We start from the raw sequence: 24,419 nt of genomic DNA on the forward strand, positions 1-24,419 counted from the left end.
ATAATTCAGGAAGCTCTAAATGTTTGATGCCACCCGTCCTGCACACGCCCCCGAAGACCATCCTAAGGTTAAAATGGGCCGCGTTGGTATCCTGCTGGCCAATTTGGGGACACCGGATAGTTATGATTACTGGCCGATGCGGCGGTATCTGAATGAATTCCTGTCAGATAGACGGGTGATCGACTATCCGGCATGGAAGTGGCAACCGATCTTGCAGGGGATCATCCTGAGCAAACGGCCCTTCAGCTCGGGTGAGGCATACAAATCGATCTGGAACCATGACAAGGGTGAAAGCCCGCTGATGACGATCACGAAAGATCAAACCGCCAAGTTGCGCCTCGCAATGCACGACCGGTACGGCGACCAGGTGGTGGTTGATTTCTGCATGCGCTACGGCAATCCGTCGACCATGTCGAAGGTGCGCGAGATGGTGGCCGCAGGGTGCGACCGCATCCTGTTCTTTCCCCTCTATCCGCAATATGCCGGTGCGACGACTGCTACCGCGAACGATCAGTTCTTCCGCGCGTTGATGAAAGAGACATGGCAGCCAGCCAGCCGAACTGTTCCGGCCTATTTCGACGAACCTGCCTATATCGATGCGTTGGCTAGCTCGGTCGAGCGCGCCTATGCAGAGATGGAGACAAAACCGGATGTCCTGGTGTGCTCGTATCACGGAATGCCCGAGCGCTATTTGCAGCAGGGGGATCCCTATCACTGCCAGTGCGTTAAAACATCAAGGCTACTGAAAGAGCGTCTGGGATGGGCGGATGATCAACTGATCTCAACCTTCCAGTCTCGCTTTGGTCCCGAGGAATGGCTGAAGCCCTACACCGTTGATCACGTGGCTGATCTGGCGCGTCAGGGTAAGAAGAACATCGCCGTCATCGCACCTGCGTTTTCTGCCGATTGCATCGAGACGCTGGAAGAGATCAACGAAGAGATCAAAGAAAGCTTCGAAGAGGCGGGTGGTGAATCCTTCACCTACATCCCTTGCCTTAACGACGATGATTCGCACATCGCGGCGTTGGGCAAGGTGATCGAAGACAATCTGCGCGGCTGGTTGGATTGATCGCGCGCTTTGTCAGGGCATAGAAAAAGGCGGTGGTTTGCACCACCGCCTTTTAAATGCATAAAGTCTCGTCGACTTAGCTTGCTGCAACAGCTGCGGCAACAACAACCAGCAGGATCAGCGGCAGGATGATGCCCTGCGACGAACCTTGGGTTTCTTCGACAACAACAGGTGCTTCAACAACCGGCTCTTCCAGGTTGCCAGCATATGCGGTCGAAGCAGCAGCAGTCAGAGCAGCAGCGAGAACGAGTTTCTTCATATTAACCTCCAGAATTTGCGCGATTCCCAATAGCGAAACCACGCATCTAAGACTTACCTCGTGAGTTTTTCTAATCAGCAATGCAGGGGGATTGCAATTGCAACTTGCCTCACAGGCGGGTTCGTGCGCGAAAATGTCGTCAAATTAGCAACACTTGCGTGCCAACCTTGGCCATCGAAAACAGCTCAGCAATGTCCTCGTTGAACAAGCCAATGCACCCGTTCGATGACCGACGACCGATTTTGCGCGTATCATGGGTGCCGTGGATGCGATAATACTTCCAGCTAAGGTATAAAGCGTGCGTTCCCAATGGGTTATCTGGGCCTGGCGGAATGTAATCCGGCCATTCGGGGTTACGCTTCTTCATTGAAGGTGTCGGCGACCAACTTGGCCCCTCCACTTTGCGGATGACACTGGTGCGTCCCCGACGGGTCAATTCCTCGGTCAGAGGCACCGACGAAGGGTACAGTTTGTACACAGATTGATCATCTGACCAATAATGCAGCGCCCGCGAAACGGTATCCACCAGGATGGCACCGTTTCTTGTGTTCGAGAAATATGGCTGCCAATCCAGCGCACGGAAGCCAGACACGTTGCGACGCACCTGCGGTTCAGGCTCGGGCGCCGGGCGCAGCGGGTCTCCGGGGATGTACTGGGCCAGCGCAGGCGAAGCCAAACTGGCGGTGGCACCCGCCAGAAATCCGCGGCGTGTCGAAGTGTAAATGTGTTTCTTGACCATGAGGAGCGGTCCTTTGCTAACAAAAATGCAAAATCTGATGCATTTTATGGCTAGAATGCTTCAGTCGCAAATCAAACCGGCAGATTCACGCAAGGTTCGGCCATTGTGGGTTTGCCCCGGGCACTCAGGCAGGCTATTTCCCGTATTAACACTACATTCAGGCCGATCATGACACGTATTCTTTCCCTTCTCGCGATTTGTTTTTTTGCTCTGGCGGCATGTACCGATTCGGGTACGACCGCTATTGGCGCGGATGGCAGACCGCTGCCGTCCGTTTACAAAATCCGTGGCAATCCGGAAAAGCTGCAGTTCAGGATGCTGGATTCAGTGAATGCGCTGCGGCAGGCGTCTGGGCTGCAACAGGTACAGCTAAACTCGCAATTGAATGCGGCGGCTGCGACTCATTCGAAAGACATGGCCCGTCAGAATCGGCCCTGGCATTTCGGGTCTGATGGTTCATCTCCGTTGGATCGTGCATCACGGGCTGGGTATTTTGGTACATTCCTGGGTGAAGCGATCTCGGAAACCTATGAAACCGAGACCGAGACACTGGCGGCGTGGATGCAGGAACCCGGCCCCCGCGCAGTGATTATGGATCCCAAAGCCTCGCAGATGGGTTTTGCGTGGCATCAGGAAAATGGCGGTAAAATCTGGTGGACGCTAGAAATGGGAACTGGCGGTTAATCGTCGCCATATAGGCAACAAAAAAGCCCCCGATTGTCGGAGGCTTTTTTGTTACAGAAGGGGCATTCAGGCCGCTTGCATCGACTGAGCTTCGGTTAGAATTGCATATAGCTTTACCGGATCAGGATTGGCGCGCAGTTTTGCGCAGACCGACTGCTCACGCAGAGTGCGCGAGACCAGCGCCAGCGCCTTGAGGTGATCAACTCCGGCCTCTTCCGGCGCAAACAGCGAAAACGCAAGATCAACAGGCTGACGGTCGACCGATCCAAAATCGATGGGCTTTTCCAACATCACAAACACGCCTGAAACAGATTCCAGCTCGGACAGCCGGGCATGTGGAAGTGCCACACCATGGCCAACGCCAGTTGGGCCAAGGCTTTCACGCTCAAGCAGGCTGTCAACAATCGCCTGCGCATCCAGCCCGAGAGTGGCGGCACCTACGTCGCCAATTTCCTGAAACAGACGCTTCTTGCTGGACGCAGCCGAAAGGACGCGCACCGCTTCGGGCTTTAGAATGCTCGAAAGCTCCATCATTTTGCTCCTAGCCCGTGCCCCTTGTGTTAAGGGGCGGGCCATCTAGTTCTTGCCTGTTAAGGATCGATCCAGCCGATATTGCCGTCTTCACGGCGATATACGACATTCAACCCGTCCTTGTTCTCATTCCGGAACACCAAAACCGGCGCACCGGCAAGTTCCATCTGCATAACGGCTTCACCAACACTGAGCGATGGGATCTTGGTTTCCATCTCAGCCACAATCATAGGCTGCAGTGAATCAGGCTCGTCAGCTGTCTCCGATTCGTCAGAGGCGAGGATATAAGAGGACGCGCCAAAGAGTTCAACCGGCTCGGATCGATCCTTATGGTGGTCCTTCAAACGGCGCTTATAGCGGCGCAGTTGTGTCTCCATCTTGTCACAGCAGCCTTCGAACGCCGCATAAATCTCGGTCGCGTGCGCCTTGGCCTGAGCGGTCAGACCAGTCGACAAGTGGACAGTGGTTTCGCATACAAATTCATGCGCCGAACGGGAAAAGACGACGTTGGCGTCTGTTGGCCGCTGAGCATATTTGCCCACGACCTCGCCCAGTTCGGTCTGCACATGGGTCTGCAGGGCCGCACCGATGTCGATCTGTTTTCCGCTGATTTGGTAACGCATGTGATCTCCTTCACAATTCACACCCATTCTGACGTCGCGTTACGCGACTGACTTGTTTTTATCGGGTGGGGGGTATCGGCATGTTCTGCGGTTGCCGTTGGCCCGGCCCTTCAATGAAGGGAGATCGAGATCCAGCCTGGAACCGAAGAAATGCCATAGGCCAATTGAGCCAAGAGGTGAGGGAAGAGTCAATCAAAACAGGTGTGTATATACGTGATTTCCGACATGCACCCGGCGCATTTCCGCGCAAGCCTATGAAATACGGAAGTTTTCACCCAAATAGACCCGGCGAACATTTTCGTTCTCGACCACTTCGTCGGGCGTGCCGGACATCAGGACCTGACCGTCATGCAGAATATAGGCCCGATCCACAATCTCCAGCGTTTCCCGGACGTTGTGATCCGTGATCAGAACACCGATGCCCCGCTTTTTCAGATCGGCCACAAGGTGCCGGATATCGCCGACGCTGATCGGGTCGACACCTGCGAAAGGTTCGTCCAACAGCAGATATTTCGGATCAGCGGCAAGACAGCGCGCAATCTCGACCCGTCGGCGTTCTCCGCCTGAAAGGGCCAATGCCGGTGCGCGGCGCAGGTGTTCGATCGAGAAATCAGACAGCAGCTCTTCAAGCCGTTCTTTTCTGCGATGCGCGTGTTTGACGGTGATATCCAGAACCGAGGCGATATTATCCTCAACGCTCATGCCCCGAAAAATCGACATCTCCTGCGGCAGATATCCGATCCCCAACCGGGCGCGGCGATACATCGGCAGGGTCGTCACAGTCTGACCGTCAATTGTGACAGTCCCGGCCTCGGGAAACACCAGCCCCGCAACGGAATAGAATGTGGTGGTTTTGCCCGATCCGTTCGGACCCAGCAAAGCCACAACCTCGGACCGGTTCAATTCCATGGACACATCACGGATGACGGTTTTCTTGCGATATGATTTGCGCAGCTTTTCGATCTTCAGACCGGAAGAGCCTTCGGCGATCGAAAGTTCAGGCCGGTTCATCAGTTGCCACCCTGTTGCAGAATGGTTTTGACGCGCCCCGACATTGTCGCGGTTCCGGTCGTTAGGTTCGCGATCATCTCATCGCCGCTGATGATACTAGGGCCCTGCGTCAGCAACACATTGCCCTTCATCTCGATCACACCTGAATCGATGGTGTATTCCGCCCAATCGCCCTCGGCCGCATCAGGTGGGCTGACCAGCACAACGTTATCCGTGGCTTCCATACGCTCGATGGCTGAACGTTCTTCGTTGTAGATGACAAGGACGCGGTCTGCGGTCAGACGCATCTCACCCTGAATGACGATGACATTGCCGATAAATTCGGCCGATCCGTCTGCCTGATTCACGTTCAGCGTCTCGGAGGTCACTTCAACCGGCAGGGTTGGATCAGCGTTGACCGAGCCAAATGCCACCTGAGCCTCTTGCGCAGAAGCAGGCGCAGTACCCACTGCTGCGGCAAAACACAAAACGGCGACACGTAAATCGAACACAAGTTATCTTTCTGCTTTTTGCGGCTCGTATATCAGCTTCACGCCGCCTGTAAAAAGAATATGAACCGGACCATCCGTTTTTTCCGTTCCAAAGGTCATTTGCCCTGCAGTAAAGTCGCCAATTGGACCGGTTCCGTCAATCTGGCCGGGGCTGTCTCCACGTATTTCGTCAAGCGATGTGTTCAGCAGCTCTGTCGTGACCTGAATGCCATCCCGTGTTGTGATGACCACATCCCCGACAAAGGTCGCAGTGCCTTTATCAGGCCGGATAATACCGGTGTTGGATTCAAGCGTGATCTCGCCCCCGTTGCTCAGCCCAAAACGGCCCTGAACTTCGGCGGCTGTGGGCGTCTCACCATCCCCGCCCTGACTGGCACGACGGGCCTCTACACGGATTTCCTCGCCTTTGCGCGTGACGCCTTTATAGTCGGGCAGCGTAACCACCTGATCTGTCAGTCGTTCATCGATATCCTGATCGCTAAACGGCACCGAGACATTGGTGTCGATGCTGCGCGACAGAAGAAAAACCGACGACAGCAGCAAAATCGCCACCAGTGGCAGCAGCACCTTAAGGAACTGCACCCATCGGGAATGGCGATCAACCTCGGCCATGGTCTTAACCCAGACCTACGCGCAGGCAGTCATGGATGTGCAACAGACCAAGGGCCTGTCCATTACTATCAGGATCAACAACAAACAAAGATGTGATCTTGCGATCGTTCATGATTGCAACCGCTTCTTCCGCCATAGCATTCGGAGCGATAGTCAGTGGGTCGCTGGTCATAACTTCTTCGGTGTCTTTCTCCAAGAGACCGTCCATGTTTCGGCGCAGGTCGCCATCAGTCACAATTCCCAGCAGACGGCCCGTATCATCCGTGACACCAACAACGCCAAAACTCTTCTGGCTCATGACCAACAAGGCCTCGCTCATCGGGGTGCCAGCGGTCACCAGTGGCAGGTCCTTGTGCATCAGGTCCTGTGCGGTCGAGAGTTGCGCCCCCAATTTGCCGCCGGGATGATACGCGCGAAAATCTTCGGGCTTAAAATCGCGATACTTCATCAGCGCAATCGCCAGCGCGTCACCCATGGCAAGCGTCAGCGTTGTCGAGATCGATGGCACCATGCCAAAACCACAAGCCTCGCCTAGCGACGGAATCAGCAGATGCACGTCGGCCTGCTTCATCAGCGTGCTTTCGGGCTTGCTGGACAGACCGATCAGGGGAATACCGAACCGGCGAGTAAAGGCCAGCAGGTTAGCCAGCTCGGGCGCTTCGCCCGAGTTCGAGATCGCCAGAACCACATCACCTTTCGACACCATGCCCAGATCGCCATGGCTGGCCTCGGCCGGGTGGACGAAATAGGCGGGCGTGCCAGTGCTGGCCAATGTGGCCGCGATCTTGTGACCAATATGGCCCGATTTTCCGATGCCGCTGACGATTATACGCCCCGTGGCCTGCAGGATCAGTTGCACGGCCTCGGCAAAATGCTCATCCAAGCCTTCAGCCAGAACGTCCAGCGCGCGGGCTTCGTCAGTTACAACCTGCCGGGCGGTTCTCAGGAATGCTTCGGTATCGGTCATGAGTGCGCAAAGATATCCGTTTCGGGCCAGCCTGCGAGGTCCAGCTTCGCACGCATCGGCAGGAAATCAAAACAGGCCTGCGCCATCTCGGTCCGGCCTTCGCGGGCCAATCGTCCGTCCAGCGCCTCCCGCAACTGGTGCAGATACAGGACATCCGAGGCCGCATAATCCAGCTGCGCATCCGTCAGGGTTTCAGCGCCCCAATCGCTCATCTGCTGCTGTTTCGAGATATCGACGCCAATCAGTTCCTGACATAGGTTCTTCAGCCCGTGTCGATCTGTATAGGTGCGCACCAATCGGCTGGCAATTTTGGTGCAATAGACTGGCGCGGCCAACGCGCCAAAGGTGTGATACATCGCAGCGATATCAAAGCGGCCAAAGTGGAATAGCTTCAAAGCATTTGGGTTTTCCAGCATCGCGCAAAGGTTCGGAGCCTCAGTCTGCCCTTTTTCAACCTGAACGATATGGCTGTTGCCATCACCTCCGGACATCTGGATCACGCACAGGCGATCCCGATGCGGGTTCAGCCCCATGGTTTCACAATCAATGGCCACTATTGGGCCCAGATCCAACCCGTCCGGCAGGTCATTTTTATACAGATGGTTCGCCACGGAATTGTCCTTTGTGCGCTTTCGGCCCCGAGATAGGCGGTTTGGTCCGCAAACTCAACGCCGTCCTTAGAAAAGCGTCCTCTTGACCTTATGGGCAACACAGGAACTACTCAGGCAACGTCGCGAATGAGAATTGCCGAAAATGCTTAGCGTCCTGAGAAACCGAATCTACAGACATCTGCTGGCCGCGCAGATTGTGGCGCTGACCGGAACCGGGCTGGCGACGGTGGCGCTGGGTCTGTTGGCCTTTGATCTGGCCGGACAGGCCGCCGGAATGGTGCTTGGTACCGCGCTCACAATCAAAATGATCGCTTATGTCACCGTGGCCCCGCTGGCCGCTGCCTTCGCCGAGCGTTTCGATCGTCGCCGAATGCTGGTTGCGCTTGATCTGGTGCGTGCGGTGGTCGCGCTCTGCCTGCCCTTCGTGACAGAAATCTGGCAGGTCTATGTGCTGATCTTTGTGCTGCAATCCGCTTCGGCCGGATTTACACCCGCATTTCAGGCCACTATCCCAGACGTACTGACCGACGAGCAGGAATATACCAAAGCCTTGTCTCTATCGCGGCTTGCATACGATCTGGAAAGCCTGCTGAGCCCGATGCTGGCCGCTGCCTTGCTGCTATTTGTCAGCTTTGACAGTCTATTTCTTGGCACCTGCGTCGGCTTTGTCGCCTCGGCCCTGCTTGTGGTGTCTGCGACCCTGCCCTCACCTAAACCCACTGAACCGCGGGGCATCTATGATCGCACCACCCGTGGCATCAAAATCTACCTCAGGACACCACGCCTGCGCGGTTTGCTGGCGCTAAGTTGGAGTGCCGCTGCGCTCAGCTCGATGGTCATCGTCAACACGGTCGTGATCGTGCGCGGCGATCTTGGTCTTTCCGAAAGCGCCGTTGCCATCGCGCTGGCCGGGTTCGGTGGGGGATCGATGCTGGCGGCCTTTGTTCTGCCTCGGCTGCTGGATCAAATATCCGACCGTCGCGTTATGCTCAGCGGTGCGTCACTGGCAACCGGGACCATGGCGGTGGCTGCGCTGCTATCCGCCAGCCTTCCGATGACGCTGGGCTTGCTGACAGCGACGTGGCTGTTGGTGGGCTTTGGGTATTCCAGCACGCTGACGCCTTCGGGCCGTCTGCTGACCCGATCGGCCCATCCCGAGGATCGGCCCGCTGTGTTTGCCGCGCAGTTCACCCTGTCTCACGCCTGCTGGCTGGTGCTGTATCCATTGGCCGGGTGGTTGATGACCCGGTATGGCGCAACTGTCGCAATGGCAAGCATGGCGACCGCAGCGATTCTGGGTCTTGTTCTTGTGCTCAGGGCGTGGCCGCGACCCGCCACTGACGCGATCATCCACGACCACCCCGATCTTCCTGATGAGCACCCACACCTTTCCGGGCCAAAACCTCACGCCCATCCGATCATCATTGATGATCTGCATCCCCGATATCCGCACCAGCCTTGAGCCCGAACACCAAACTAACCTAAACCGGGGCAAAGCCGCCTGAATCCGGAGCCGCAATGGACCAGCTTGATCGACGCATCATCGCCGCTTTGCAGCACAATGCACGGGACTCGACCACCCACATCGCCTCAAAACTTGGCGTCGCCCGAACCACAGTGCACGAACGTATCAATCGGATGGAAAAGCGAGGTGTTATCGCAGGATACTCGGTTGTCCTGCGCGACTCCGAAGACACACCACGCGTTCAGATCGTAGTTCTGCTTGAGGTTCAGCAGAAAGAGACCACGCGCATCATCAAGCGGCTTGAAGCCTATCCCGAGGTGAAACTGTGCCTGTCGATCAACGGCGAGTTTGACTTGCTGCTTTCAGCCGAAGCGCCACAGATCGAAGACCTGGATATTCTGGTCGATGAGCTCGCGCGTATTCCCGGCGTATTACGCACCAATACCAGTGTCGTTTTTGGCCGAAAGATTGATCGAAACTAAAGCGCGCTAACCCTCTGTAAACGAATGAGTGGCTAGCTTGGCCCGGATTGTTCAGAATCCCGGGCCGGCAGAATGCCAACTCAAAAACTCTTTATTGCCACGCTCTTGGCGCAGACCTTTCTGGTGCAAACCACGCTTGCAGCGTCGGTGGCTGCTTTGTGTGATCGTGCTGCTCGGCGTGCTGCGCAAGCCGAAGGCGTGCCGCTAGATGTTCTCAGGGCAATCGCCCGCGTGGAAACAGGCCGCACACTGGACGGACAGCTGGAGCCATGGCCGTGGACCGTCAATCGTGAAGGTCAGGGATATTGGTTCGCCTCTGAGGTAGAGGCGAAATCTTACGTCTTTGATATCTTCAAATCTGGCGAACGCAGCTTCGACGTCGGGTGTTTTCAGATCAACTATCGCTGGCACGGTAAGGCTTTCCGATCGATAGACGCGATGTTCGATCCAGACGAAAACGCAGCCTATGCCGCGCGATTTCTGGCCCAGCTTTACGCGGAGCTCGGAACATGGCCTGCCGCTGCCGGCGCATACCATTCACGCACGCAGCATCACGCAACAGCGTATACTGATCGTTTTCAGACCGTTTTGGCACAGTTGGACGGCTCCCAGATCGGTAACCCGCGTGATCCGTTCACCGCTTCAGCCCGCCCGCTCATACCACTGAACACGCAGCCGACTGGCCAGACAGCGCTCGGCTCGCTGGTGCCGGAACCCAGCGCCACCACCGCTTTCATCACTTTCAATTAGGAGCTGTTCGTGCCTCGTATCGATCCCCGCACCTTGTTCTCTCCGACAGTATTGCTGGCACTGGCGCTGATGGCGGTCATCGTAATGATGATCCTGCCGATGCCCGCATGGGTGTTGGATGTGGGGCTGGCGGCGTCATTCGCTCTGGCAATCCTGATCTTTACGCTGACCCTGTTTATTGAACGGCCGCTGGATTTCTCATCTTTCCCGACCATCCTGCTGGCCTCACTGATGCTGCGGCTGTCGTTGAACGTATCATCGACCAAACTGATCATCGGACAAGGACACACCGGAACCAGCGCCGCAGGCGACGTGATCGAGGGCTTCGCCCAGTTTGTTATGGGCGGCAGCATCTTCCTAGGCCTTGTGGTGTTCGGCGTCCTGCTAATCGTGAACTTCATGGTCATTACCAAAGGCGCGGCGCGCATGGCCGAAGTGGGGGCCCGGTTCGCTCTGGATGGGATGCCGGGCAAGCAGCTTGCCATCGACAGTGACATGTCCGCCGGGGCCATCGACCACCAGCAAGCCAAAGAACGGCGTGAGCGCGAGCAGCAGGAAACAACCTTTTTCGGCTCACTTGATGGGGCGTCTAAATTCGTCAAGGGCGATGCAATTGCAGGGCTGCTTATCACATTGCTCAACCTCGTGATGGGGTTGGTCATGGGGGTCATCGTGCACGGGATGCCGGTGTCATCTGCGTTCGAGACCTATGCCATCCTTACCGTCGGGGACGGGCTGGTATCGCAGATACCCGCCGTGATCATCTCTATTGCGTCCGCCTTGCTTCTGGCACGAGGCGGTACACAGGGGGCGACTGACAACGCGATATTCTCGCAACTCGGTCGGCACCCCGCAGCGTTGGGAACTGTTGCGGTCCTGATGGTGCTGTTCGCCCTCGTGCCCGGCCTGCCGTTCTTGCCCTTCATTTTAGGGGCCGGTGTACTTGGCTATGCCGCCTATTCCGGCATCAGGAAGCGCGGTGCAAGCGAGGCCGAAGCACTGGCACCGGAGGACGAGGCTGACACCCCTGTTTCACAGGCCATCGGTGATATTCTCGACCTGGATGACGTGCATCTGGAATTCGCCCCCGATCTGGTCAGCATGGTGCTGAATCCCGGCACCGGGCTTGATGCACGGATTGCCAATATGCGGACCTATGTCGCGTCAAGCTTTGGCCTGATCCTGCCCGAAATCCGCCTGACCGACCGCGCCGATTTGCCAACCGGAACGTACGTAATCAAAGTGCACGGGGTTGAGCAGGCGCGCGGCGTTCTGAATTCGGAACTGGTGCTGGCACTGGTGCAGGACGGGCACGATTTTCTACCCGACGGTACCGACGTGACCGAGCCCGTCTACGGGGCCCCCGCTCGCTGGATATTGCCCAAGGACCAAGAGACCGCAGCATTGAACGGGGCTACTATCGTTTCGCCGCCCGAGATTCTGGCGACCCATCTGCTTGAAATCATCAAACAGAATTTCTCGCGCCTGCTTACGCTCAAATCCCTGCGCCGCCTGTTATCCGAGATGACACGCCTCAGCGATCCGACAAGGGCCGAAGCCAATCGTAAACTGCTGGACGAGTTGATCCCCGACAAAGTGCCGATCGATACGCTACACGCGGTCCTGCGTCTGCTGCTAGATGAGCGGGTCTCGATCCGCAACATGGCGCTGATCCTTGAATGCGTCGCCGAAGCGCGACTGACCACCACTCAACCCGAAGGGATTTGTGAACTGGTCCGCCAGCGACTGGGTTTTCAGCTGGTCGCCGAAATGAAGCGTGAAGATGGCTCGATCCCCCTGATACAGCTCGCACCCGAGTGGGAGGATACATTTGCCACCTACCAGATCGATACCCCAAACGCAGGTATGGACGTGGCCCTGCCGCCAAACCTGTTCAACAAACTGGGCGATGGCGTTGTGGACAGTGTGACCAAGTCTGCTGATCACGGGCTGTTTCCAGCCGTTGTTACCTCGACCCGCAGACGTCGGTTGCTGCGCACGATCATGCACGCGCGCGGCATCGCCAATCCTGTTCTGTCCTTCGAAGAGATCGGGCTTGAGGCGCGCCCAGCTTTGGTCGGGACAGTGCCCGCGTGATCTCAGTTCCGACAGAGCTGTTTCCGCTAGTCGGGCAAAACCTGTGGCATCTGTTTGTGGTGTTTCTGCGCGTATCCGCCATGGTGTCTTTAATGCCCGCTTTTGGCGAACGCAGTATCCCGGCACGGGTCAAACTGGCCGTCGCATTTGCGTTTACGATGATCATCGTCCCCGCCATCCCCAATGCGAATGCAGCATCGGCTTTTCCCAATATGGCGGGCATGATCGCGGTCGAAATCCTGATTGGCCTGATGCTTGGCATTGGTTTGCGCCTGTTTGTGCTTGCCTTGCAGACAGCAGGCTCTATCGCAGCACAAGCCACATCCTTGTCGCAAATTCTAGGCGGAGCCGCAGCCGAGCCCGTACCGGCCATGGGGTACCTGCTGACGTTGGCCGGTTTGGCCCTGGCAATGTTGCTGGGCCTGCATGTTCGCGCAGCGCAATTCTTGATTAACAGCTATACGCTGTTTCCGATGGGCAAGTTGCCCGCCGCTCCTGACCTGTCGTTTTGGGGTGTCACGCAAATTGCGCGCAGCTTTGCGCTGGCCTTTTCGCTGGCGATGCCGTTTGTGATTGCCTCACTGATCTACAATCTTGCGCTAGGGGTCATCAATCGGGCGATGCCGCAGCTCATGGTCGCCTTTGTAGGCGCGCCTGCAATCACACTCGCTGGGCTGTTTTTGTTATTCGCGGGTACACCGCTGATCCTGTCCACCTGGTCGGACGCCCTGTATTCCTTTCTGCAAAATCCCATCGGGAGAACACGATGAGCGGACCAGACGAAGATAGCGACAAGTCCTTTGAAGCAACGCCACAAAAGCTTGAGAAAGCCCGCAAAAAGGGCGAAGTGGCAAAATCTAATGATCTGTCAGTGGTGGCAGCATACTCCGGCCTGTTGGTCGCGTTGCTGGTTGCCAGTCAGCACACGGCCGAACATCTCGGAACGCTTTTTGTGGTGCTGATTGACCAGTCCGATCAATTCGCAGATGTGCTGACCACCGGCCCAGCAACCTCCACCGTTGCCGGCCTTCTGAAATCGGCGTCGGTTCCGGTCGCCGCTCTGTTCATGGTACCCGCTGCTGCGGTGCTGCTGAGCCTGATTGCACAGCGCGCGCTGATCTTTGCACCTGACAAGCTGAAGCCGCGGGCTTCGCGAATCTCGGTCATCTCGAATGCGAAGAACAAATTTGGTCGGGGCGGATTGTTCGAATTTGCCAAAAGCTTTGTGAAGCTGCTGATTTATGGCACGTGCCTGACGCTGTTTTTGCACGCCCACCTGCCCGAGATACTAACGGCCAGCGCAGCGCCCGCACGGTCTTCTATCCTACTGATGATGAATTTGCTCGTGCAATTTCTGTTCATCGTCATCACAATTGCCCTGGCAATCGGGGTTGTCGACTATCTTTGGCAACACGCGGAACATCTGCGCAAGAATAGGATGTCGCGCAAGGAAATCCAGGATGAAACCAAGGATTCCGAAGGCGACCCGCATGTCAAACAACAACGACGGCAGCGCGCGCAGGACATTGCAACCAGCCATATGATGGCCGATGTACCCAAAGCTGATGTGGTGATCGTCAATCCAACGCACTATGCGGTGGCTCTTAAATGGTCTCGCGCAGCTGGCAGTGCCCCGGTCTGTGTTGCCAAGGGTGTTGATGAAATCGCAGCGGTGATCCGGGAAAAGGCCGGGGTCGCCGGTGTTCCGATTCATTCAGATCCTCCAACCGCTCGTGCCCTGCACGCGACCGTCGAGATCGGCCAGGAAATCGCAGAAGAACACTTCCGGCCTGTCGCCGCCGCGATTCGATTTGCCGAAGCAATGCGCAAGAAAGCAAAGGCTCAGATTTGATGAAACAAAACCGTATCCGTGAGCTTGCAAACGTTGCCGATGCTGTTTTCCAACGAGAGCATCAAAAGCTTCGGCCATTATTGCAGCGCGAAGCTCAGCTGCTTCGACAATTGACGCGTCTTGATTCACAGTTGGCCGAAGTCAAATCATCCAGCGCACAGGCAGATGGTTATCAGGTCACTGGTGCGGACTTGTTGTGGCGCGGTTGGGAATCGGCTTCGCGCCGAAATCTGAACATTGAACTGGCCCGGTTGCGTTCGCAGAAGCTTGAGGCCATGGAGAGTTTACGGGACGCGTTCGGCCGCAAGCAGGCCATCGCTGAACTGTTCCGTCGCTCGGCCGAGACCAAACGACGCGAGGTTCAAGCCGGGCCTCAGTTCGAGTGAACCGGGTTCTTTACCCGGATGCTCATGGCAAGTCTCAAGTATCCTGACGGCTTACGCTCATGATCAAAACCTGCGAGACATCATCTCCCAGATCCTTTCTCGCCACCTCCAGCAGTGCCTTGCGCAAAGTTGTAAGGTTGTCCGACCGTGTAAACGCGCCGTCAAACCCGCCGATGTTGGCGTGATCAAACAGGACCTGCAGAAATCGATCCCTGAGCTTAGGTTCGATTTCATAGAAGGCTTCCGCAATTCCCGGCCGCACCTCAAGGCTCAGAGACATTGTGACCAGTGCCGATATCTCCTCGTCAGCGACCACAGGGACGACAAACTGTTTGGTGAGTTTCAGGTACTCATTAGCGCTCGGCTCATCTTTCGATGGTTTCTTTTTGTCATCCTCCGGCTTCTGCTCAGATTCAGCATAGTCATCCGTATTCTTTGCAGGCGCCAGAGCAATCCCGGCGCCAACTCCGGCAGCCAGGCCAACAATCAGGAATAGGATTGGTAAGAGTTTTCCCATCAAACCGACCCTCAGAACGGCAGCAGCGTATCAAGAATCTGCTGTCCATAGCGCGGTTGCTGGACATCGGTGATCTGCCCACGCCCACCGTAAGACACACGCGCAGAGGCGATTTTGTCATAGGTGATCTCATTCTGGCGCGAGATATCTTCAGGGCGCACGTAGCCCGAAACCAGCAGCTCCCGAAGCTCAAAATTCACTCGCAACTCTTGCGACCCACTGATCGAAAGGACTCCGTTGGGAAGCACGTCGATGACCGTGGCCGCCACGCGCAGGGTCAACTTTTCTTTACGTTTGACGGACCCTTTGCCTTTGCTGACCGAAGCCGAGTCAATCGATACAGCCTCATCAAGCGAAGCCCCTTCCGGCAACCGTTCTCCTGCGCGCTGTGGCAGGCCGAAAAGTTCGGGCACGGCAAGGCTTTCAGACCCAGCACGCGATCGATTAGTGTCGTTCGATATTTCAGCCTTTTCATCCAGTTCGATCACAACCGTCAGAATGTCACCTTTCTTCATCGCGCGTTGATCCCCCAGCAGCGAATGCTGCCCGCCACTCCACAACGAGGATTGGTCAACGGTGCGTTGCGGCTGGCTGTGCAGCGGAAGCCCGGGCCAGAGCATGGCAACATGTTCGGGCGATTCCGTGTTCGGCGTCAGGCTTGGCGGTTTTCCGAGGTGATCCAAACGACCACAGGCGGCAACACTTAGAACAACTAAGATCAGGGGTTTTGAAAGTCGCGGCATCATTTAACCTCAATTTGTCCGTCCGGTCGGATTACGCCGGTAACTGTTGTGCGGGAGGCCAGATTCATGACCCGGATTCGCTCGCCCACAGCCCCACGCCCCAGCGCCCGACCCTCGGCGGTGATCGACAGCGCGACGCGATCGAAAACCAGCGTCACCAGATCGTTTCGATCCACAATCGCGGGCGGGCCAACATCGGCAGGGCGGATGGGTCGACCGGGATAGAGGGCTATGCGTGCCTCCTGACCAATCAGGAACTCAGAGCTGCGGATCGCCCCGTCGACCTCACCAGATTTGGTTTCCAAATCAGAGGCTGTGATGACCTCTTTGGCACGGATCGTGCGGCTCGGCACCACGATCTCAGCAACGCTCGTCAATGGCATCAAGCACAGAACCAAGGTCAATAACCGCATCAGCGTACCTGTGTGGTCGCGCCCATCATCTGGTCGACGGCGGAAATTACCTTGGCGTTCATTTCATAGCCACGCTGCGCCTCAATCAGTTCGGTGACCTCGCGCACCGCATCGACCGAGCTGTCCTCAAGATAGCCCTGCCGCAATGTGCCAAGGCCATCCTCGCCCGGAGTGCCGACAACCGGCGCACCCGAGGCCTCGGTTTCCTTGAAAAGGTTGCTGCCGATGGCCTCAAGACCCTTGGCATTCGAGAAACTGGCCAGCGTGAACTCGCCCAGCAATTGCCCCTCAGCGGTATCATCGAAATAGGCATAGACCTCACCCGCAGCATTGATCGAGATCGATCTGGCATCGTCCGGAATGGTGATTTCGGGGGCGACAGCAAAGCCGTCAGAGGTCACGATCAGACCTTCGGCCGAACGTTTCAAGCTGCCGTCTCGGGTAAAGGCGGATTGGCCGTTGGGCATCGTGACCTCAAGGTAACCTCGCCCTTCGATGGCGACATCCAGATCACTGCCCGTTGCCGAAAGCCCGCCCTGTTCAAGCTGCACGGTGACGGCGGCGGGGCGCGCACCCAACCCCAACTGAATCCCCGTCGGCAGAACCGTCCCGTCCGAGGCATTGACCGCCCCGGCGCGCGCGATCTGTTGATAATGCAGATCGGCAAACTCGGCCCGGCGGGTGTTGTAGCCGGTTGTATTCATATTCGCCAGGTTGTTCGAAATTGTCTCAACCCGCATCTGCTGTGCGGTCATGCCCGTGGCCGCGATCTTTAAAGCACGCATGTCGTATTCTCCTTCAGGTGATCAGCGCATCAGCGCCTTAAGCGCCCCGCGAACGCGTTCGTCTTCGGCTTCAAGAAAGCTCTGCCCAAGCTCGTACGCCCGCTGAATTTCGATCATCCGGGTCACCTGACCAATGGCATTGACATTCGACCCTTCGAGGAACCGATGCAGCACGACCGGTTCGTCCACCGGATCGACCTGCCCGCCAGCACGAAAATGTGTACTTCCCTCACGCACCAGGTTTTCTGGATCGGCAACGTTGTAGACACCGATTTGGCCCAGAAGTTGGCCATCGACGCTCATCGTGCCGTCGCTGCCAACATCGATCGTTGCGGCGTCGGGCGGGACAAAGACCGGCGCGCCGTTGCTGTCCAGAACCCGGTGCCCGTCCATCGTCACCAGATCGCCCTCAGCATTGGGTGAGAAGCTGCCGGAACGCGTCAACCGGTTCCCCGAGGGCGTTTCGATCATAAAGAACCCGTCCCCTTCGATTGCAAAGTCGAAGGACCCACCGGTCTCGGTCAGCACACCTTGTTGCAGCGACGTGTTTCGCACCTGCGCCCGGCTGAGCGAGAGCGAGGGACTTCCGGGCATATCCCGCACGAACTCGGAAAACACCAGACCCTGCTGACGATACCCGGACGTGTTGGCGTTGGCGATATTGTTAGCCACCATCCGCATCTCATTCATAAGACCGGATTGGCGAGACAAGGTGACATAAGCGGTGTCCATCAGCGACCTCCGGCGATGAGCGGGATCAGTGTCCCGGTGAAAAAGGTAACCAGTGTCTGGGTCATGAACCCCATCGACATCCAAAAGACGACGACGATGGCAATCAATTTGGGCACAAAGGTCAGCGTCATTTCCTGAACCGAGGTCAGAGCCTGAAACAGGCCAACGGCAAGACCGGACACCAGCGCGACTGCCAGGATCGGCACCGAGGTGATGACCGCAACCCAAAGCGCCTGGCGCACGATGTCGTAGAACAGACCTTCGCTCAGCATGGTTCAGACCGGCATCCTCAGGATTTCCTGATAGGCTTCGACGACCTTGTTCCGAACGATCGCGGCGGTTTCCACCGCCAGCTCGGTCTGTGCCAAAGCTTGTACTAGCGCGTGCGGATCGGCCTGCCCGACCATCGAGGATTGCGCCACCTGCTCGCTATGTTTCAGCGTTGCTGCAAAATCCTGGAAACCGGATCGCAACCCGTGCGCAACGCCCTGATGATCGGGATCAACTTGTGTTGCGGGGCGAGCGCCCGCATAGCTTTGCGCCGCGGTGAGTGGGGGGATATCCATTCTGGCTTTCCTTTATTTTCGAAGTAGATCCATCAGACTCGACGACATCTGCCGGGTCTGGTCGAACATTTTGAGATTGGCTTCATAGCTGCGCTGGGCTTCGCGCGCGTCCGCGATCTCGATCATCAAATCGACATTAGAGCCGCGATAGTGGCCGGTCGCGTCCGCCATCGGATGACCGGGGTCGTAAAGCCGTGTCAGATCACGGCGGTCCAGTTTGACACGCCCTGTCTGCACCATTTCTTTGCCATCAACCGCAACCGTCTCGAACGGTACAGTCTTGCGCCGATAGCCCGGAGTGTCCGCATTAGAGATGTTTTCGGAAACATGCCGAAGTCGCGAAGCTTGGGCACGTAAGGCGCTGGCCGACGCGCTCAGGGAGTGGGAAAAGTCGCTCATCCAACTAACCCCTTATGCCCGGCCCAGACTGGTGCGCAGAATGCCGATCGAAGATTTGTAGATCGCCAATGCGCGGTCATGCTGCCGCTTGACCTCAACAGCTTTCAACATCTCTTCTTCCAAAGAAACGCCATTGCCGTTTGGATCACCTTTTTCGGCGGCTGTGTATTCTGCCCAAGGCTGAGGGCGCGCATCGCCGTGCAGGTGGCTGGCGCGGGTTGCGGTCATTGCAACCTCTCTGCCGGTCTTTTCGAATGCTGTTTTGAAGGCCTCGATATCGCGAGGCTTGTATCCCGGCGTATCCGCATTGGCCATGTTGCGCGAGATGACGGCCTGCCGTTGTCCGGCATGAGTTGCCATAGCGTACGCTGTCTTAAAGACGTTCAGTTCAGAGAACATCGGGGCTTCTCCCTCGATCAATTTCAATCAAGGCTTAACCCCGATTCCTTTAGAAACCGTTTTCAACAAATCACTTTGGAGGGCCCCTTGATGGCTGATCTCGATCCGATGCGTCTGAAATGCGAATTCGACAGGATGTCGGCGGTACGTCACATCGGTCGTGTGACAAGTGTCGCGCGCGGGGTGATTGAAATCGGGGGGTTAACGGCACAGGCCAAAATCGGAGATCACCTGACCCTATGCCGGCAGAATGGCCCGGACTTGCCGGGCGAGGTTCTGCATGTTGAAACAGGTCAAATTCATATGCTGCCTGCAGGTGCGCCGGATGGAGTCAGCCTTGGGGACCTTGTGAAGTTGGAGCAAATGCCATGCTTCGCGCCGGGGCCGCACTGGCTTGGGCGTGTGATTGACCCGTTTGGGAAACCTCTGGATGGCAAACCTCTGATGCAGGGAACGCAGGAATGCGATCTTATGCGAGCCCCGCCAACGGCCGTTTCGCGCAAACCTTTGGGTGCACGCATGGAAACCGGATTGGCGATCCTGAACACCATGCTGCCGATTGTTCAAGGGCAGAGAATCGGGCTGTTCGCCGGATCCGGAGTTGGTAAGTCAACCTTGCTGGCTTCGCTTGCCCGCTCAGTGCAGGCCGACGCCGTGGTTGTTGCTTTGGTGGGTGAACGCGGGCGCGAGGTGAATGAATTTGTCGAAAACGCAATAGGCCCGGAAGGCATGAAACGTTCCGTTGTTGTGGCGGCAACATCGGATCAATCAGCACTGGCGCGTCGGCGGTGTGCCTGGTCAGCCATGTCAGTGGCTGAATGTCTGCGGGATCAGGGGAAGAACGTCCTGTTTCTGGCCGATTCGGTCACGCGATTTGCCGAAGCCCACAGGGAAATTGCTGCTGCAATGGGTGAATCCCCATCGCTGCGCGGCTACCCACCCTCGGTGACCCCGTTGATTGCAAACCTTTGCGAACGGGCGGGTCCCGGCACCGCCGAGCAAGGTGATATCACAGCCGTCTTCAGCGTGCTGGTGGCCGGGTCCGATATGGACGAACCCGTCGCTGATATCCTGCGTGGTGTACTGGACGGGCATATCGTTCTCAGCCGTGAAATCGCGGAACGTGGGCGCTTTCCGGCAATCGACCTCAGCCGGTCCGTGTCACGCAGCTTGCCCAAAGCAGCAACTGCGGATGAGAATCAAATGATCGCGGAAACGCGGAAACTGGTCGGAAGCTATGAGCAGTCGGAAGTCATGATCAAAGCGGGGCTTTACGCCGAAGGGGCTGATCCGCTGCTGGATCGCGCGGTTCGAGTCCATGAGGAGCTGGATGATTTCTTTGCAAAATCCGATCCGGGCGGGATCGAGAACAGCTTTGATCGGCTATCCTTAATCTTGCGCCGCGCCGGGGCGAATCCGGTCCAAAGAGTCTAGAAGTCGGAACAGTTTTAAGTGTTAAGCCCACCTTAAGACCTGCGCTGCTACGCTTGAAGACGGGTGAATAGAAGGTGGTGGAGATGGGTGCGCAATCCAATGCGGCGCCAATCATCATCAAGAAGAAACGTGTATCGGGTGGCGATGGTCACCACGGCGGTGCGTGGAAAGTCGCGTATGCGGACTTTGTCACTGCCATGATGGCGTTCTTCATGTTGATGTGGCTGCTGAACGCAACGACCGAGACACAACGCAAAGGTTTGGCGGATTACTTTTCGCCGACGATTCCCGTCAATCCGGTCTCGGGCGGGGGCGATGGGGCGTTTGGTGGCGACAACATGTTCTCGGAACAGACCATGGTGATGGATGGCTCGGGCGCCAGCAATCGAAACCCGACTGAGGCGAAAAAGGCGCGCGGATCCACTGGCGTAGACGCGAAAAGCGGCGGCAAAGGCGCGTTCGAGGACTTCTCGTCACTTGAGGCACAGTTACTGGGGCGAACCGGGGAAAGTCTGGTGTCCGACAAGCTGCTCAAGCACATTGTAACCCGCGTCACCGATGAAGGCCTAGTGGTCGAACTATTTGCCACCGCAGATCAGCCACTGTTCGAATCAAATACGGACAAGCCGACGCAATTAATGCGCGCACTGACATTGTTGGTGGCACGGTCGTCAGACCTGGTAATAAACTCCGTCGCGGTGGAGGGGCATGTCCGGTCCGCCCCGGTGGTGCTGGCGCAAAACCCGGTTTGGGACCTCTCGACCGCGCGGGCACAAAGCACCCGCCAACTGCTGCAGAACAAGGGTCTTCGGGCACAGCGGTTGGAACGCGTAACAGGACATGCGGACCGAGAGCTGTCGGTCAAAAACCCGATGGCGGTGCGCAACGATCGGATCGAAATCATCTTCCTGCGCAATCCCTGAGATCAAAGGATACACAGCATTTTAGCTGTTAGCCCGCTGTTAAGGGCCAGTGCGTTACCTGTTGCATCGACGAAAGACGCAACAAAAGGGCGTGCCGATGACCATTTCCTCTTCGCTGAATGCCGGTGTCGCGGCGTTGAAGGCCAACGCCAACAGGTTGGCCACGATCTCCGACAACATCGCCAACTCTTCAACATTTGGCTACAAGAGGGTCGAGACCGATTTTCATTCCATGGTTACCTCCGGCCAGGGCGGCAGCTATTCCGCAGGCGGCGTCAGAACCACCAGCCAACGCTTGATTGATCAGCGCGGTTCGTTGGTCACGACAAACAACTCAACTGATCTGGCTGTGCGTGGCAGGGGAATGTTGCCCGTGAGGCCTAGCTCTCAGATCGCATCGGGCTCGAATGAGATGCTGTTGACCACAACCGGCTCGTTCCGCACGAATGAAGAAGGGTATCTGGTCACACAATCCGGCCTTGTACTGTTGGGCTGGCGTGCCGCAGCGGACGGATCAATCCCCAGCGTCCCGCGTGATACTCCGGCGGCTCTGGAACCCATTCAGCTAAGCGTCAATCAACTGTCAGGTGCCCCGACAACATCAATGAACCTGCGGATGAACCTGCCTGCGACAGCGACCGACGCCGGTGCTCCGGGTGATACGCAGCCACTGTCGGTCGAGTATTTTGACAATCTGGGCAAATCCGAAAGTGTCGATATCGAGTTGGTGCCGACAGTTCCCGCAGTCGGCAGCAGCAACGAATGGACGATGACCTTGCGCGATTCGGCATCGGGTGGCGCAGTGATCGGAGAATATACGCTGACCTTCACCGACAGCCGCACAGCCGGTGGAACGCTGGCCAGCGTCACTGCCATATCGGGCGGGGCGTATGATCCGGTCAGCGGCAGCATGGTCGTCAACGTTGCTGGTGGCCCGATGGAGATCAATATCGGTCAATTGGGCGATTCCGATGGCATAACTCAGCTGTCCGATACATTTGCGCCGGTATCGATCACCCGGGATGGCTCGGCTGTTGGCACCATGACAAGCGTGCAGGTCGATGAAAACGGCTATGTTTACGCCTTCTATGACACCGGGGTCAGCCGCCGGATGTTCCAGATTCCACTGGCGGACGTTCCTAATCCGAACGGTCTAACCGCATTGGATAGCCAGACCTACGCGCCCTCGCGCGACAGTGGCACCTTCTTCTTATGGAACGCCGGGGAAGGGCCGACAGGCGATCTCGTGTCATTCGCACGTGAGGAATCCACCACAGATGTGGCTACTGAACTGACTTCGATGATCCAGACCCAACGCGCGTATTCTTCCAGCGCCAAGGTCATCCAGACTGTGGACGAGATGTTGCAGGAAACCACCAATATCAAACGCTGATCAGGTGATTGAACAACAAAAGGGGTGCGCCCAATGAATATGTCGACAGCACTGAACAACGCTTTGGGTGGATTAAGCGCGGCAAGCCGAGGGGCGGCGGTTGTTTCGGGCAATATAGCGAATGCGCTGACCCCAGGCTATGCCCGCAGATCGCTGGAGCTGGCGACCAGCCCAATATCGGGCAACGGCGTCCGTGTTGTCGGCATAACGCGGCATCAAGACCCGGTGCTCATCGCAAACCGTCGCGAGACAGACGCAGATTTCGCGGCGGCCAGAATAATATCTCAGTTTCATTCAGATTATGAAAAACTCGTGGGCACTGCCGATGACGCTACTTCGATTGCAGCACGGCTTGCTCAATTCGAAAGTAGCCTGATCACAGCAGCCAGCCTGCCCGATTCAGCGCAGCGGTTGGATCAAGCCGCGCGCGCAGGTCGCGATCTGAGCTTAGCACTCAACAAGGCGTCTGAAGGATTGCGGAACGTGCGATCTGATGCCGATCGCATGATCGGAAAACAGGTCGATACGCTGAATCAGACCCTGAAAGACATCGAGAAACTCAACGCTCGCATTCCAGCGATCCGGAATTCGGGTGGAGACATTGGTGCGCTTCTCGACCAACGTCAGATATTGATTGATCAGGTCAATGAGCTGGTTCCGGTTAACGCGATCGCGCGCGACAATGATCAGGTTTCACTTTATGCCGAAGGTGGGCTTATTCTGCTGGAAGGAACCGCCGCTCAATTCGCGTTCTCGACTACCGGCGATACGATGCCACATATGACGGTTGCCAACGGTCTTCTTTCCGGGCTTGAGGTTAATGGCCGACCTGTTCGTGTCAGCGGCGATTTTGCGCAGATCAAGGGCGGCGCGCTGATGGCACAGTTCGCGGTTCGGGATGAACTTGCCGTCGACGCACAAATCGATCTCGATGCGGTTGCCCGCGACCTGATCGAGCGTTTCGAAACCCCAGGCCTTGACCCAACCTCAGCGGCCACCGACCCGGGATTATTCACCGATGAAGGCAATCGCTTTGATCCTTTACTAGAAACCGGATTGGCATCGCGCATTTCAATTAATGCCGCCGTGGATCCAGATACCGGAGGTGACAGTTGGAAATTGCGTGCCGGACTTGGTGCCCTGACCCCCGGCGCCCCTGGGGATGCAACCCAGTTGCAAGCCTTTGGCGCAATTCTGATCGAAGCGCGTCCGTTCGCCGCGAGCGGGTTCGGCACAGGATCGATGCGCGCCGCAGAAATCGCTGAGGCCTTGCTCTCAAAGGCCGGGGCAGATGCCCACGCAGCCGATCAACGCAGCAGTTTTGCCGCAAACGCCCAACTGGAGATGCAAAAAATCGTCGCTGAGCAAGGCGTAGACAGCGATGCTGAACTGCAGCGCCTGATGCAGATCGAACAAGCTTACGCCGCAAACGCCCGCATCGTGGCCGTAGTTGATGAGCTTATGGACACCCTGTTGAGGTTATGAA

General features: G+C 57.0%; 31 protein-coding genes. 13 read left to right on the plus strand and 18 right to left on the minus strand.

The genetic code is table 11. From position 1 onward, the window contains the following. Positions 1-19 precede the first annotated feature (19 nt). On the plus strand, positions 20-1,069 hold the full coding sequence (hemH, locus tag ACR0B3_RS06285) for a ferrochelatase (protein WP_480808310.1): 1,050 nt from the start codon (positions 20-22) through the stop codon (positions 1,067-1,069). Between the two features lie 76 nt (positions 1,070-1,145). Here hemH and ACR0B3_RS06290 read toward each other — a convergent pair whose 3' ends face one another. Then, on the minus strand, positions 1,146-1,328 hold the full coding sequence (locus tag ACR0B3_RS06290) for a hypothetical protein (RefSeq protein ID WP_010442520.1): 183 nt from the start codon (positions 1,326-1,328) through the stop codon (positions 1,146-1,148). A gap of 139 nt (positions 1,329-1,467) precedes the next feature. After that, positions 1,468-2,067 (minus strand): L,D-transpeptidase, encoded by a 600-nt coding sequence (locus ACR0B3_RS06295; protein ID WP_480808311.1) that lies wholly within the window; start codon positions 2,065-2,067, stop codon positions 1,468-1,470. A 168-nt stretch (positions 2,068-2,235) separates the two neighbouring features. Here ACR0B3_RS06295 and dalA point away from each other — a divergent pair, with 168 nt between their 5' ends. Continuing rightward, a complete protein-coding gene (gene dalA, locus ACR0B3_RS06300; RefSeq protein ID WP_170685096.1) occupies positions 2,236-2,751 on the plus strand; it encodes a divisome-associated lipoprotein DalA in 516 nt (171 codons plus the stop codon). A 66-nt stretch (positions 2,752-2,817) separates the two neighbouring features. Here the strand turns inward: dalA and ACR0B3_RS06305 are convergent, their stop codons facing one another. The 7 genes from ACR0B3_RS06305 to ACR0B3_RS06335 all read right to left on the minus strand — a co-directional run bounded on the left by ACR0B3_RS06305 (position 2,818) and on the right by ACR0B3_RS06335 (position 7,597). Further along, complete coding sequence (locus tag ACR0B3_RS06305; RefSeq protein ID WP_480808312.1) at positions 2,818-3,282, minus strand: PTS sugar transporter subunit IIA; 465 nt, start codon at positions 3,280-3,282, stop codon at positions 2,818-2,820. A 59-nt stretch (positions 3,283-3,341) separates the two neighbouring features. Then, a complete protein-coding gene (hpf, locus tag ACR0B3_RS06310) occupies positions 3,342-3,905 on the minus strand; it encodes a ribosome hibernation-promoting factor, HPF/YfiA family (RefSeq protein ID WP_480808313.1) in 564 nt (187 codons plus the stop codon). Positions 3,906-4,157: 252 nt separating this feature from the next. After that, complete coding sequence (gene lptB / locus ACR0B3_RS06315; protein ID WP_170685090.1) at positions 4,158-4,916, minus strand: LPS export ABC transporter ATP-binding protein; 759 nt, start codon at positions 4,914-4,916, stop codon at positions 4,158-4,160. Then, positions 4,916-5,407 carry an LptA/OstA family protein gene (locus ACR0B3_RS06320; protein ID WP_170685088.1) on the minus strand — a complete coding sequence of 164 codons (492 nt, stop codon included), beginning with the start codon at positions 5,405-5,407 and terminating at the stop codon, positions 4,916-4,918. The genes lptB and ACR0B3_RS06320 overlap by 1 nt, the downstream gene beginning before the upstream one ends. A 3-nt stretch (positions 5,408-5,410) precedes the next feature. After that, entirely contained in the window at positions 5,411-6,019 is a 609-nt protein-coding gene (locus ACR0B3_RS06325) for an LPS export ABC transporter periplasmic protein LptC (protein ID WP_480808314.1), read from the minus strand. 4 nt (positions 6,020-6,023) lie between these two features. Then, positions 6,024-6,986 (minus strand): KpsF/GutQ family sugar-phosphate isomerase, encoded by a 963-nt coding sequence (locus ACR0B3_RS06330; RefSeq protein ID WP_480808315.1) that lies wholly within the window; start codon positions 6,984-6,986, stop codon positions 6,024-6,026. Next, positions 6,983-7,597 carry a ribonuclease D gene (locus tag ACR0B3_RS06335; RefSeq protein ID WP_480808316.1) on the minus strand — a complete coding sequence of 205 codons (615 nt, stop codon included), beginning with the start codon at positions 7,595-7,597 and terminating at the stop codon, positions 6,983-6,985. The genes ACR0B3_RS06330 and ACR0B3_RS06335 overlap by 4 nt, the downstream gene beginning before the upstream one ends. Before the next feature lie 142 nt (positions 7,598-7,739). On the opposite strand from ACR0B3_RS06335, the gene ACR0B3_RS06340 reads away from it, so the two are divergent. From ACR0B3_RS06340 to ACR0B3_RS06370, 7 genes are all read left to right on the plus strand, one after another. Beyond that, positions 7,740-9,059 carry an MFS transporter gene (locus tag ACR0B3_RS06340; RefSeq protein WP_480808317.1) on the plus strand — a complete coding sequence of 440 codons (1,320 nt, stop codon included), beginning with the start codon at positions 7,740-7,742 and terminating at the stop codon, positions 9,057-9,059. A 56-nt stretch (positions 9,060-9,115) separates the two neighbouring features. Beyond that, positions 9,116-9,544 carry an Lrp/AsnC family transcriptional regulator gene (locus ACR0B3_RS06345; RefSeq protein ID WP_170685078.1) on the plus strand — a complete coding sequence of 143 codons (429 nt, stop codon included), beginning with the start codon at positions 9,116-9,118 and terminating at the stop codon, positions 9,542-9,544. 72 nt (positions 9,545-9,616) lie between these two features. Beyond that, on the plus strand, positions 9,617-10,294 hold the full coding sequence (locus tag ACR0B3_RS06350) for a lytic transglycosylase domain-containing protein (protein ID WP_480808318.1): 678 nt from the start codon (positions 9,617-9,619) through the stop codon (positions 10,292-10,294). 69 nt (positions 10,295-10,363) lie between these two features. After that, entirely contained in the window at positions 10,364-12,391 is a 2,028-nt protein-coding gene (gene flhA / locus ACR0B3_RS06355; protein ID WP_480808451.1) for a flagellar biosynthesis protein FlhA, read from the plus strand. Then, complete coding sequence (locus tag ACR0B3_RS06360; protein WP_480808319.1) at positions 12,388-13,161, plus strand: flagellar biosynthetic protein FliR; 774 nt, start codon at positions 12,388-12,390, stop codon at positions 13,159-13,161. Before flhA ends, ACR0B3_RS06360 begins: the two co-directional genes overlap by 4 nt. Beyond that, the gene (gene flhB, locus ACR0B3_RS06365; protein ID WP_480808320.1) at positions 13,158-14,243 is read left to right on the plus strand and encodes a flagellar type III secretion system protein FlhB; all 1,086 of its coding nucleotides are present in this window, start codon (positions 13,158-13,160) and stop codon (positions 14,241-14,243) included. Before ACR0B3_RS06360 ends, flhB begins: the two co-directional genes overlap by 4 nt. After that, positions 14,243-14,629 (plus strand): hypothetical protein, encoded by a 387-nt coding sequence (locus tag ACR0B3_RS06370; RefSeq protein WP_480808321.1) that lies wholly within the window; start codon positions 14,243-14,245, stop codon positions 14,627-14,629. Before flhB ends, ACR0B3_RS06370 begins: the two co-directional genes overlap by 1 nt. Before the next feature lie 34 nt (positions 14,630-14,663). Here ACR0B3_RS06370 and ACR0B3_RS06375 read toward each other — a convergent pair whose 3' ends face one another. The 9 genes from ACR0B3_RS06375 to ACR0B3_RS06415 are packed head-to-tail and all read right to left on the minus strand — an operon-like array spanning position 14,664 to position 19,183. After that, a complete protein-coding gene (locus ACR0B3_RS06375) occupies positions 14,664-15,146 on the minus strand; it encodes a flagellar basal body-associated protein FliL (protein ID WP_480808322.1) in 483 nt (160 codons plus the stop codon). Between the two features lie 11 nt (positions 15,147-15,157). Next, positions 15,158-15,889 carry a flagellar basal body L-ring protein FlgH gene (gene flgH / locus ACR0B3_RS06380; RefSeq protein WP_480808323.1) on the minus strand — a complete coding sequence of 244 codons (732 nt, stop codon included), beginning with the start codon at positions 15,887-15,889 and terminating at the stop codon, positions 15,158-15,160. Then, positions 15,889-16,302, minus strand: coding sequence for a flagellar basal body P-ring formation chaperone FlgA (gene flgA, locus ACR0B3_RS06385; RefSeq protein ID WP_480808324.1), 414 nt, complete (start codon positions 16,300-16,302; stop codon positions 15,889-15,891). Before flgA ends, flgH begins: the two co-directional genes overlap by 1 nt. Beyond that, on the minus strand, positions 16,302-17,087 hold the full coding sequence (flgG, locus tag ACR0B3_RS06390; RefSeq protein WP_480808325.1) for a flagellar basal-body rod protein FlgG: 786 nt from the start codon (positions 17,085-17,087) through the stop codon (positions 16,302-16,304). The genes flgA and flgG overlap by 1 nt, the downstream gene beginning before the upstream one ends. Positions 17,088-17,108: 21 nt before the next feature. After that, positions 17,109-17,819, minus strand: coding sequence for a flagellar hook-basal body complex protein (locus tag ACR0B3_RS06395; RefSeq protein ID WP_480808326.1), 711 nt, complete (start codon positions 17,817-17,819; stop codon positions 17,109-17,111). Beyond that, positions 17,819-18,091: a flagellar biosynthetic protein FliQ gene (locus ACR0B3_RS06400; protein WP_480808327.1), complete on the minus strand. Its 273-nt coding sequence runs from the start codon at positions 18,089-18,091 to the stop codon at positions 17,819-17,821. The genes ACR0B3_RS06395 and ACR0B3_RS06400 overlap by 1 nt, the downstream gene beginning before the upstream one ends. Before the next feature lie 3 nt (positions 18,092-18,094). Continuing rightward, entirely contained in the window at positions 18,095-18,385 is a 291-nt protein-coding gene (fliE, locus tag ACR0B3_RS06405) for a flagellar hook-basal body complex protein FliE (RefSeq protein WP_480808328.1), read from the minus strand. A 12-nt stretch (positions 18,386-18,397) separates the two neighbouring features. Continuing rightward, positions 18,398-18,784: a flagellar basal body rod protein FlgC gene (gene flgC, locus ACR0B3_RS06410; RefSeq protein ID WP_480808329.1), complete on the minus strand. Its 387-nt coding sequence runs from the start codon at positions 18,782-18,784 to the stop codon at positions 18,398-18,400. A 12-nt stretch (positions 18,785-18,796) separates the two neighbouring features. Next, positions 18,797-19,183, minus strand: a complete 387-nt coding sequence (locus tag ACR0B3_RS06415) for a FlgB family protein (protein ID WP_480808330.1) — start codon at positions 19,181-19,183, stop codon at positions 18,797-18,799. Between the two features lie 90 nt (positions 19,184-19,273). On the opposite strand from ACR0B3_RS06415, the gene ACR0B3_RS06420 reads away from it, so the two are divergent. The 4 genes from ACR0B3_RS06420 (at position 19,274) to flgK (ending at position 24,418) form a co-directional block, all read left to right on the plus strand. Beyond that, positions 19,274-20,617: a FliI/YscN family ATPase gene (locus tag ACR0B3_RS06420; protein ID WP_480808331.1), complete on the plus strand. Its 1,344-nt coding sequence runs from the start codon at positions 19,274-19,276 to the stop codon at positions 20,615-20,617. An 83-nt stretch (positions 20,618-20,700) separates the two neighbouring features. Continuing rightward, positions 20,701-21,540 carry a flagellar motor protein MotB gene (locus ACR0B3_RS06425; protein WP_480808332.1) on the plus strand — a complete coding sequence of 280 codons (840 nt, stop codon included), beginning with the start codon at positions 20,701-20,703 and terminating at the stop codon, positions 21,538-21,540. A gap of 97 nt (positions 21,541-21,637) precedes the next feature. Continuing rightward, positions 21,638-22,933, plus strand: a complete 1,296-nt coding sequence (locus tag ACR0B3_RS06430; protein ID WP_480808333.1) for a flagellar hook protein FlgE — start codon at positions 21,638-21,640, stop codon at positions 22,931-22,933. A 33-nt stretch (positions 22,934-22,966) separates the two neighbouring features. Continuing rightward, complete coding sequence (gene flgK / locus ACR0B3_RS06435) at positions 22,967-24,418, plus strand: flagellar hook-associated protein FlgK (protein ID WP_480808334.1); 1,452 nt, start codon at positions 22,967-22,969, stop codon at positions 24,416-24,418. Position 24,419 lies beyond the last annotated feature (1 nt).

The organism is Ruegeria sp. CE9, assembly GCF_056537425.1.

Bases quoted from the DNA above. Each gene is read 5' to 3' on its own strand.
- ACR0B3_RS06425 (WP_480808332.1), top strand. From the start codon at position 20,701: ATGGGTGCGCAATCCAATGCGGCGCCAATCATCATCAAGAAGAAACGT.
- ACR0B3_RS06340 (WP_480808317.1), top strand. From the start codon at position 7,740: ATGCTTAGCGTCCTGAGAAACCGAATCTACAGACATCTGCTGGCCGCG.
- flhB (WP_480808320.1), top strand. From the start codon at position 13,158: ATGAGCGGACCAGACGAAGATAGCGACAAGTCCTTTGAAGCAACGCCA.
- ACR0B3_RS06290 (WP_010442520.1), bottom strand. From the start codon at position 1,328: ATGAAGAAACTCGTTCTCGCTGCTGCTCTGACTGCTGCTGCTTCGACC.
- ACR0B3_RS06345 (WP_170685078.1), top strand. From the start codon at position 9,116: ATGGACCAGCTTGATCGACGCATCATCGCCGCTTTGCAGCACAATGCA.
- flhA (WP_480808451.1), top strand. From the start codon at position 10,364: ATGGCGGTCATCGTAATGATGATCCTGCCGATGCCCGCATGGGTGTTG.
- flgC (WP_480808329.1), bottom strand. From the start codon at position 18,784: ATGAGCGACTTTTCCCACTCCCTGAGCGCGTCGGCCAGCGCCTTACGT.
- flgA (WP_480808324.1), bottom strand. From the start codon at position 16,302: ATGCGGTTATTGACCTTGGTTCTGTGCTTGATGCCATTGACGAGCGTT.
- ACR0B3_RS06400 (WP_480808327.1), bottom strand. From the start codon at position 18,091: ATGCTGAGCGAAGGTCTGTTCTACGACATCGTGCGCCAGGCGCTTTGG.
- flgK (WP_480808334.1), top strand. From the start codon at position 22,967: ATGAATATGTCGACAGCACTGAACAACGCTTTGGGTGGATTAAGCGCG.
- ACR0B3_RS06415 (WP_480808330.1), bottom strand. From the start codon at position 19,183: ATGTTCTCTGAACTGAACGTCTTTAAGACAGCGTACGCTATGGCAACT.
- fliE (WP_480808328.1), bottom strand. From the start codon at position 18,385: ATGGATATCCCCCCACTCACCGCGGCGCAAAGCTATGCGGGCGCTCGC.
- ACR0B3_RS06375 (WP_480808322.1), bottom strand. From the start codon at position 15,146: ATGGGAAAACTCTTACCAATCCTATTCCTGATTGTTGGCCTGGCTGCC.
- ACR0B3_RS06370 (WP_480808321.1), top strand. From the start codon at position 14,243: ATGAAACAAAACCGTATCCGTGAGCTTGCAAACGTTGCCGATGCTGTT.
- ACR0B3_RS06430 (WP_480808333.1), top strand. From the start codon at position 21,638: ATGACCATTTCCTCTTCGCTGAATGCCGGTGTCGCGGCGTTGAAGGCC.
- ACR0B3_RS06395 (WP_480808326.1), bottom strand. From the start codon at position 17,819: ATGGACACCGCTTATGTCACCTTGTCTCGCCAATCCGGTCTTATGAAT.
- ACR0B3_RS06350 (WP_480808318.1), top strand. From the start codon at position 9,617: ATGCCAACTCAAAAACTCTTTATTGCCACGCTCTTGGCGCAGACCTTT.
- dalA (WP_170685096.1), top strand. From the start codon at position 2,236: ATGACACGTATTCTTTCCCTTCTCGCGATTTGTTTTTTTGCTCTGGCG.
- hpf (WP_480808313.1), bottom strand. From the start codon at position 3,905: ATGCGTTACCAAATCAGCGGAAAACAGATCGACATCGGTGCGGCCCTG.
- flgH (WP_480808323.1), bottom strand. From the start codon at position 15,889: ATGCCGCGACTTTCAAAACCCCTGATCTTAGTTGTTCTAAGTGTTGCC.
- lptB (WP_170685090.1), bottom strand. From the start codon at position 4,916: ATGAACCGGCCTGAACTTTCGATCGCCGAAGGCTCTTCCGGTCTGAAG.
- ACR0B3_RS06325 (WP_480808314.1), bottom strand. From the start codon at position 6,019: ATGGCCGAGGTTGATCGCCATTCCCGATGGGTGCAGTTCCTTAAGGTG.
- ACR0B3_RS06305 (WP_480808312.1), bottom strand. From the start codon at position 3,282: ATGGAGCTTTCGAGCATTCTAAAGCCCGAAGCGGTGCGCGTCCTTTCG.
- ACR0B3_RS06295 (WP_480808311.1), bottom strand. From the start codon at position 2,067: ATGGTCAAGAAACACATTTACACTTCGACACGCCGCGGATTTCTGGCG.
- hemH (WP_480808310.1), top strand. From the start codon at position 20: ATGTTTGATGCCACCCGTCCTGCACACGCCCCCGAAGACCATCCTAAG.
- ACR0B3_RS06420 (WP_480808331.1), top strand. From the start codon at position 19,274: ATGGCTGATCTCGATCCGATGCGTCTGAAATGCGAATTCGACAGGATG.
- ACR0B3_RS06330 (WP_480808315.1), bottom strand. From the start codon at position 6,986: ATGACCGATACCGAAGCATTCCTGAGAACCGCCCGGCAGGTTGTAACT.
- flgG (WP_480808325.1), bottom strand. From the start codon at position 17,087: ATGCGTGCTTTAAAGATCGCGGCCACGGGCATGACCGCACAGCAGATG.